8 protein-coding genes are annotated in these 7172 nt (G+C 70.6%); 2 read left to right on the top strand and 6 right to left on the bottom strand.

The window, feature by feature from the left end:
* Positions 1 to 566, top strand: a 566-nt coding sequence (locus ABD908_RS26015; protein WP_345001573.1) for an MspA family porin, incomplete at its 5' end; no start/stop codon positions are given.
* 53 nt (positions 567 to 619) lie between these two features.
* Here the strand turns inward: ABD908_RS26015 and mihF are convergent.
* Positions 620 to 937 carry an integration host factor, actinobacterial type gene (mihF, locus tag ABD908_RS26010; protein WP_345001571.1) on the bottom strand — a complete coding sequence of 106 codons (318 nt, stop codon included), beginning with the start codon at positions 935 to 937 and terminating at the stop codon, positions 620 to 622.
* 141 nt (positions 938 to 1078) lie between these two features.
* Here mihF and ABD908_RS26005 point away from each other — a divergent pair, with 141 nt between their 5' ends.
* Positions 1079 to 1786, top strand: a complete 708-nt coding sequence (locus ABD908_RS26005; RefSeq protein WP_345001569.1) for a hypothetical protein — start codon at positions 1079 to 1081, stop codon at positions 1784 to 1786.
* Between the two features lie 175 nt (positions 1787 to 1961).
* On the opposite strand, the gene ABD908_RS26000 is transcribed toward ABD908_RS26005, so the two are convergent.
* The 5 genes from ABD908_RS26000 to ABD908_RS25980 all read right to left on the bottom strand — a co-directional run.
* Positions 1962 to 2546 carry a pyridoxine/pyridoxamine 5'-phosphate oxidase gene (locus tag ABD908_RS26000; protein WP_345001566.1) on the bottom strand — a complete coding sequence of 195 codons (585 nt, stop codon included), beginning with the start codon at positions 2544 to 2546 and terminating at the stop codon, positions 1962 to 1964.
* 484 nt (positions 2547 to 3030) lie between these two features.
* Positions 3031 to 5895 (bottom strand): bifunctional DNA primase/polymerase, encoded by a 2865-nt coding sequence (locus ABD908_RS25995; protein WP_345001564.1) that lies wholly within the window; start codon positions 5893 to 5895, stop codon positions 3031 to 3033.
* Entirely contained in the window at positions 5892 to 6323 is a 432-nt protein-coding gene (locus ABD908_RS25990; RefSeq protein ID WP_345001562.1) for a hypothetical protein, read from the bottom strand. Before ABD908_RS25990 ends, ABD908_RS25995 begins: the two co-directional genes overlap by 4 nt.
* A gap of 68 nt (positions 6324 to 6391) precedes the next feature.
* Entirely contained in the window at positions 6392 to 6562 is a 171-nt protein-coding gene (locus ABD908_RS25985) for a helix-turn-helix domain-containing protein (RefSeq protein ID WP_345001560.1), read from the bottom strand.
* A gap of 260 nt (positions 6563 to 6822) precedes the next feature.
* Positions 6823 to 7172, bottom strand: a 350-nt coding sequence (locus tag ABD908_RS25980) for a helix-turn-helix domain-containing protein (RefSeq protein WP_345001558.1), incomplete at its 5' end; no start/stop codon positions are given.

The raw sequence follows: 7172 nt of genomic DNA, 5'->3' as shown, positions 1-7172 counted from the left end.
TGGCCGGGGAGGCGATCATCACCCCCGCCGACAAGAAGCATCCGCCGACCATCCCGGTGACCGGTGCGGCGGTCACCATCGGTGTCGAACTGGGCTGCGCGGCCACCCCGCAGTCGCTGCAGATCAACGGCAACCTCAGCAACGCCGTGGAGGGCTCGGTCACGCCCTCTATCCAGGGCACCGGCACCGTGTCCGGTAACGGCAGCGGCGGCTCCACCGGCGGGCAGGGCGGCGGGTCCGGGAGCCTGTCGATCACCCCCGGCCTGTCCGCGACCGCCGCGGACACCGTCACCACCGGTGGGTCGCTGACCGGTGACATCGGTCCCGGCACGACCCGCGACTTCCCGATCGCCACCAAACCGCTGTCCGGGCGGGACGGCTACGTCGTCGCCAGGGAGACCCGGGTGTCCGTCGACGGATGCCTCGGCGGGGCGCAGATCCGCTCCTACGCCACCGCCGTCATCAGCACCCCGCTCGGCGAGAACTCCATCACCACCTACGGACGGACCCTGTTCATCGACCGCGACCACCCCGGCGCACCCCCGAAGCTGAAGCCGGCGAAGTAGGCGGGCTCGGGGCGGCTGGTATGTGGCGTGAGCCGCAGTACGCAACGAGAAGTTCAGGCGGGGAATCGCTGCAGCAGGTCCGCGCGCTGCCGCGAGCCGAGACCTCCGACCCGGCGACTGGGGGCGATCTGCAGGTCGAACATGAGGTCGGCCGCGGTCGTCTTGCCGACCCTAGGCAGGGCTTCCAGCAGCGCCGTGACCTTCATCTTCCCGACCACCGGGTCGTCGGTGCGGTCGAGCACGGCCGCGAGGCTGGTGCTGCCGTTCTTCAGTCCGGCTTTGAGCTGCGCGCGTGCGGCGCGGACCGCGACGGCCCGCGCCTGGGCGGCGGCGCGTTGCTCGGCGGTGCGGGCGGGGACGGGACCGGGCACGGCGCTCCTCCTGGTGTTCCGGATCGGCCACTGGATGCAGTGAGACCCCGGAACCGAAGTCCCGGGGTCTCACCAGTTCGTTTTGTCCGAGAGGGGGGATTTCACCCACGATCCTCAAAGGCTCTGTGCTAGATACGGTACGTGACTGAGGGGGATTACACAACGACCGAGGCTGCCGCTACCGAGATCGAGCGGTGCCTGTCCGCGGGTCGCCTCAGCTCCTACGCTCCGCCTAGGGTCACGCCCAAGACAGGCGAGGGGGCCGCGCAGGCCGCACTGCGTCTGTATCGGTGGAACATCGAGATCGCAGCTGCACTGTGGCCTGTCACCCACATCATGGAAGTCGCTGTCCGCAACGCGGTGAGCGACGCCGTCACCGAAGTCCACGGGCACCGGTGGACCCACGACGCCGCCTTCCACAGCCGACTCCCGAACCCGTCTCGATCGTCGGTGTACAGCCCTCGGCGCGACATCAAGGCGATCGCCGGGCGGTACGACACGCCCGGCAAGGTGATCCCCGAAGTGAAGATGAAGTTCTGGGAGCAGATGTTCACCGCCCGTCACGACCGTGACATCTGGTCCCATCACCTGACTGACGTCTTCCCCCATCTGCCGGCTGGCGTGAGTTACCAGGAGCACCGCAAGAACATCTACCACCGATTCGAGAGGATCAGGGTTCTCCGGAACCGGATGGGCCACCACGAGCCGATCTGCGATCCGGCGCGGTTCGATCTCGACGCAGTGTTCGAGGCGGTCGTCGACCTCGTGGGGTGGCGGTCCTCGGAGACTCTCGCGTGGTTGATGGACATCGAGAATGTCCAGGTGACGCTCGCGAGCCGACCAGACTGAAGCCTTGTCCACCACCCCGCGGCTGTGCCGGCTCGGCGGGGGTGGGTGCTGGGGCGCCCCGCCAGGCGTGGCGGGCGCGCCAGGTCACGGGCGTCCGTAACCTCGCTCGGGCCGAACCCCCGCGACCGTGCCTGCCTCGGTGTCGTGTCCCTCGGCGGGCGCGGGAGCGAGGCGATCAGCCGAGTCGGATCGAGTCGCCGCCTGCTGATGCGGACACCGACCACCCGGCGTCTGCTCCGCGTGAGTACACGACGCGGATGTGACGGCGGTCCGCCGACCCCTGCCAGAACTCCACGCGATCAGGGATCACGCGCCACAGTCGCCAGTCACCGGCAGCCACGTCGGCCCGCGCCGCCGCGCTCCGCGCTGCGAGGTCGGCCGCGCTCTCCTCCGGCGTCGCCTCGACCACGCGACCGCGCACCCGGATCGACCGCACCAACGGCTGCCACCAGATCGTCAGCGCGGCCGCAGGGTTCACCACCAGCTGCGTGCCCTTGGCGCTCGAAGCCGGGCCGGCGAACGCCCACCCACGCTCGTCGACATCCTTGACGATCAGCGCACGCGCGTCCGGAACGCCGTCGGCGTCCACCGTGGAGAGGACTGCGACATGCGGTTCAGGGAGCTCCGCGGCGACCGCTGCATCGAGCCATCGGAGAAACTGTGGCGCCGGGTCGGGGGACCACCCGGTGAGTGAGGAGTCGGGGGCGGTGCCGGTCAATACCGGGAGCTCGCGCAGACGGGCGGCGGTCTCGGTAGCCATGCTCGTGATTATCCACCCACCTCCCGTCTCGGCCACCACCCCGGGCCGAACCCGGCGGCCGTGCCTGCTCGGCGGGGGCGGGGCGGACGGCGGACCAGTCTGTGGCGGAGGTTCGCGATACCGCACGACGGTGATGGCTCGCGTAACTGCCACTACATCGCCACTGCCACCACCCAAGACGGGCCGTCTACCTGCACGTTCACGAGTAGTGGCAGTAGTGGCAGCCACTACCGTGCGCCCCGTGCTTGCGCTCGCGCGCGCCGCCATTCCCACGGCTGGGTGGGTCTTCCTTCACGTCGCCCGTCGGGGAAGTTAAATATAATGAATCATGCCCTTGCCTTCCCGCGAGGGCGGCGGGGCGCGGCGGTGGTGGTAGTGGTAGCCACTACTGCCACTACATTCGAAAGTGCAGGTAGACGGCCTTTTTGTGTGGTGGCAGTGGCGATGTAGTGGCAGTTACCAGGTCGGTGTGCGGGTTCTGCTGCTATGCAGCCGGTGTGCTGCTCCCGATGGGCGGCACCACCGACAGCGGCGCCGTCGCGGCGCGTCGCTGCACCTCGGTGCCGTCCGTGATCAGACCCTGGCTCCTCAGATGGCCCAGCGCGGCGCCGGCGTAACCCCGCTGAGGAGCGGAGAGCGACGCCGCGAGGTACGCCGTGTTGACGGTCCCGGCGGCTCCGAAAAGTCGGGGGTTGCCCTTGAGTACCGCCTTCCGCACCTTCGCGGCGGTCGGCTCTTCACGTGCCGCGTCGATCAGGTTGAGGATGCGATCGCACGTGGACCGCAGCACTCGATCGGTGGTCTCGGCTTCGGCGGCGCGTGCAGCGGACTGCACGACCCCTCGGTCGTGCCCCTCACCGTGCTTGACCTTCCCCCGCTCGATCTTCGCCTCGATGACGGATGCGTCGTACACGAGCTGCCGCATCTCCAGCAGGAGCCCCGCGGCGTCCCAGTGCTCCATCGCGATGTTCCACTCGCCGTCCCAGGTCGCGAGGCCGAACGCGAGCTTCTCCTGCAGCATGACGTTGTGTCCGCTGATCCCGGCCTCGTCTTCGAGACGGGCGCGTTCCCAGTCGGCGGCCCGCTCCGCGGCACGGTCGCCCTCGGCGTCGATGATCTCCTGCACGATCGGCGGCACGCCGACCCAGATCGGCTCGGCGTCGTCGTACCCGGGCAGCCCGCTCTCAGTCGTCGTGACGCCGTCCTCGTCCGGCTCGGGCGGCTTGTACCCCGGTGGGAGACCGGTCGGCGTCCACCACGGGAGCCGGGCCTGGTTCTCCAGGATCGCCACGCCCGGGACGGTGCCGTACAGCGGATCGCGGTCCCGGGAGTGCACCACGCCGGCGAGCCCGAAGTCGAACCGCTGGGGGGTGCCGCGTCCGGCCTGCGCGACGAGCGGTGCCACCGCGCCGGGCTGCGCACCGTAGATCATGCACACGCGGGTGGAGTGCGCGGGCAACGGGGCGTTCTTCTTCTTGTCGCTCGCTGTCGACCCGGCCTCGACGCCGACCCAGACCTTGCGCGTGAACCCGTCGAGCTTCGAGCCGGTTCGACCCATCTCCTCAGCCACGGTGTCGAACTCGTCGGCCTCGACTAGCACTGTAGTCGCGGTGATCTCCACGGTGCGCCGCTCTGTGTTGCGTGCGGCGCGGCAGATACCCTCCGCGGTGCCGTCCGCGACGGTGATCATGCCGATTCCCTTCACGGGAATCGCGGCGTGGGCCGTGCCCATCGTCACCGTTTTGCCCGCCGCGGACGGTCCAGCGAGGATTGCGAACGCGTTCACCGAGGTGCCCATCACCTTCGAGATCGTCAGCCCCTGCCGGGACGGCAGCACGACGTTCGGCGGCACCAGCGCAATGCTGCGGGGAATCAGCGCGGTGACCAGCCCATGGAGGTACACGCCCGTGCAGCGAGCCCACCGGTCGGCCCGGGCGAGGCCGGGCGTCATCGTCGCCAGCCTCCGCTCACGCTGCCCGATCTCAGCGCGGAGCCGGCGCACCTGCTCCAGTTCCGCATCGGTCACCGTCACGTTCGCGCTCGACCCCGCGGGGTCGAGCGCGGCGTCCGTGGGTGGCACCTCGGCCGGCGCCGCCGTCACGGTGCCCACAGTGACCGCCCCGGCGGGCGCCGCAGGTTCCTCCTGATACGCGAACCCGGCTGGCACCGGCACGGCGGTCAGCGGCTGCCGGAGCTCGATGCCGAACTGGGCCGCGAGCTCCACCTCAGGAACCCCGCGGAGCCATGCCGCGAACTGCAGCCGTGACCCGTGCTCCCTGCCCCAACCCGCGATAAGCGTGCCGGAGAAGACGTGCACGCCGCTGCCGATCGCGCAGCCATCGTGCAGGATGCCCGAGCGAGGCGTATCCGACGCGGACCAGTGGAACACATCGCAGCCGCACGAGCTGTCCACCCCGATCATGCTGATCCGCGGATCACCGTCGAGCCACTCGTCCCACGCGACCTCGTCGACGGCGCCCGTGATGCGGTCGGCGTTCGGATCCGGCAATCTGTCCCGTCGGGGGCGCGGTGCGAGCACCCCGCGTAGGGAGGCCGCCGTGGTCGGCGCCTGCGCATCCCGCTCGAACAGCCAGTCCGGCGCGATGAACCAGCGTGCCGGATCAACCAGCGCTCCACCACCGGCGAACTCATAGCGGTATCCAGGGGCCTCGTAGAGGCGACTGCCGGGGGCTACGGCGAAGCGGACGCCCGCGAGAGCGTCCACCTCGCCTCCAGCGAGCGGTACCTGCAGCACGCTACGCAGCTGGTCGCCGACGTCGCCGGCGGGAACGGCCAGCCACGCGTGCGATCCCCCGCGCTTCGGGCTGGTCGGGTCCTGTGACTTCGCGGTGATCACGGTCGGCGAGAAACCTGCGGCCATCAGGCCGCCGGTCGCCGCGGCCTGCTCGGCGTCCAGCACGATGAACCGGCTGCGGCCGAGGTTCACGCCGAGGTTCCCGCCGCTGGCGAGCCACTCCACGGCCTGTGCACCGGTCAACGCCGCCGCGTTGGACCAGTCGGACTCGACCGGCCGCTTCGAGCCCGCGTGCAGCCGCATCAGGTGCGCTCCGAGGCGCAGCATCGGCACGACGTAGGCGGCGGCCTCCCCCGCGGTCGGCGCGGCGAGGGGAGTGGGGACCTGCACCACCAGGCCGCGGCGCTCGATCTCGGCCTGCACCTCAGCGAGGGTTATCACGCGGCCGTCGGTGTACCCGGCGGCAGGCGGAACATCCGCCGCGGTCAGGCCGGCGTGCCGCATCAGCACCCTCACCGTGATGTCCACCGCCGCGCGCCCGACGATGCCGCCTGCAGCCAGGACCGCGGCGTCCGCCGCGCTGATCTGGGTCACCGGCGTGCCCCCGCGACCGCCGCGCGCAGCTCCCGGACCGCGTCCGCGTGCGCCAACGTCGCGACCGGCTCGCCGTCGGGCACTGATGTGCCGCCGACGTACGCCTCCCAGGGATGGGGGCGCCAGAAGAGGTCGGCGTCCGTGCGTTTGTCGGCGGGGGTCAGGTCCACGTGGCTCGCACGGTCGGGTACGTGGACATCCAGCGCGCGGGCCAGGCCGATGTCCAGGCTCGCGCAGGCCAGCCCGTGCACGCAGACCCCGCCGTCATGCAGCGCCGCGCCGTGGCCATGGGCGAGGTGCTCCCACCAGCCGCAGCCGCAGGCGGCGGTCGTGCTCCGCCACATGGACGCGCCGGCGATGTCCCACCAGCTCGGCGCGGACGACGCGCCGAGCTGGGCAGGGGGTGGAGCGGAAGTTACAGTGGTCACGTCAAGCCTTTCGTAGGGGCATGGTGGCATCTGAGGCCGGGGTGTAGGAGCCCCGGCTTCTGCCGTTTTCAGGCGGTGATCGTGCTGTTGCGGTAGTCCCGGATCCACTCGGGCCGGATCCGGTAGCCCCGCGTTCCGGCGCGCATCGCGCGCAGGCGGCCGGTGCGGATCAGTCGGCGCACCGTCTCGGCGCACACGCCCATCTCGGCGGCGACGCCTTCGACGTCCAACTCCTCCATGCCTCCTCCTCCCGTCGTGTCGTGTGGTGCTCTGTCGTGTCCAGTAGTAGGTGCGCCTCAAGCGGCTGTCAAGCCCGGCGCGCGTATGCGCTTCGGCGTGTCGCGACCTGAAACCCACTGTCCCATTCTCTATTTCAGAGAACGGTACTGTCGTCCCGTTTGGTTGTCGAGCCTGCAGAAGTGAGTCGGCGTTCTCTCGACGTCCGACTGACCCGGAGCCAGCACCCCGGGAGACGCCGCACCGGGTCGGCCGGCCTGCATCACCCCGCGGTCTGCGCCCGAACGATCCGCTGCACGGTGCTCGGACTCACTCCGACCTGCTCGGCGATCTGCCGGCTGCTGGCCCCCGCGCTGGCCAGGTGGAGCACCAGCGCGTCACGCGGTGATGCACCCGCGCCGCCCCCTGCATCACCGCCAGCGTCCCCTGCATCACGCACCCCGCCGTCCCCCACCGCCTGCACCGCGGGCACCGGGGCCACGGCCGGATCTACGCTGGTCACGGGGGCTGATGCAGCGTGATGCGGCTGCATCACGGTCTGTGTCACGGCGGTGGATGGGGTCGGCTCGGCGAGCGGGGCGTGATGCGGGACGGGGTCGGGGGTGGGGGTCT

It is taken from the genome of Tsukamurella soli (genome assembly GCF_039541155.1).
GTDB lineage: Bacteria > Actinomycetota > Actinomycetes > Mycobacteriales > Mycobacteriaceae > Tsukamurella > Tsukamurella soli.
This window is presented reverse-complemented; position numbering and strand designations above follow the sequence as displayed.

Coding starts and splice junctions, on each gene's coding strand:
- ABD908_RS26000 (WP_345001566.1), bottom strand. CDS start 2,546: ATGGCTACCGAGACCGCCGCCCGTCTGCGCGAGCTCCCGGTATTGACC.
- ABD908_RS25985 (WP_345001560.1), bottom strand. CDS start 6,562: ATGGAGGAGTTGGACGTCGAAGGCGTCGCCGCCGAGATGGGCGTGTGC.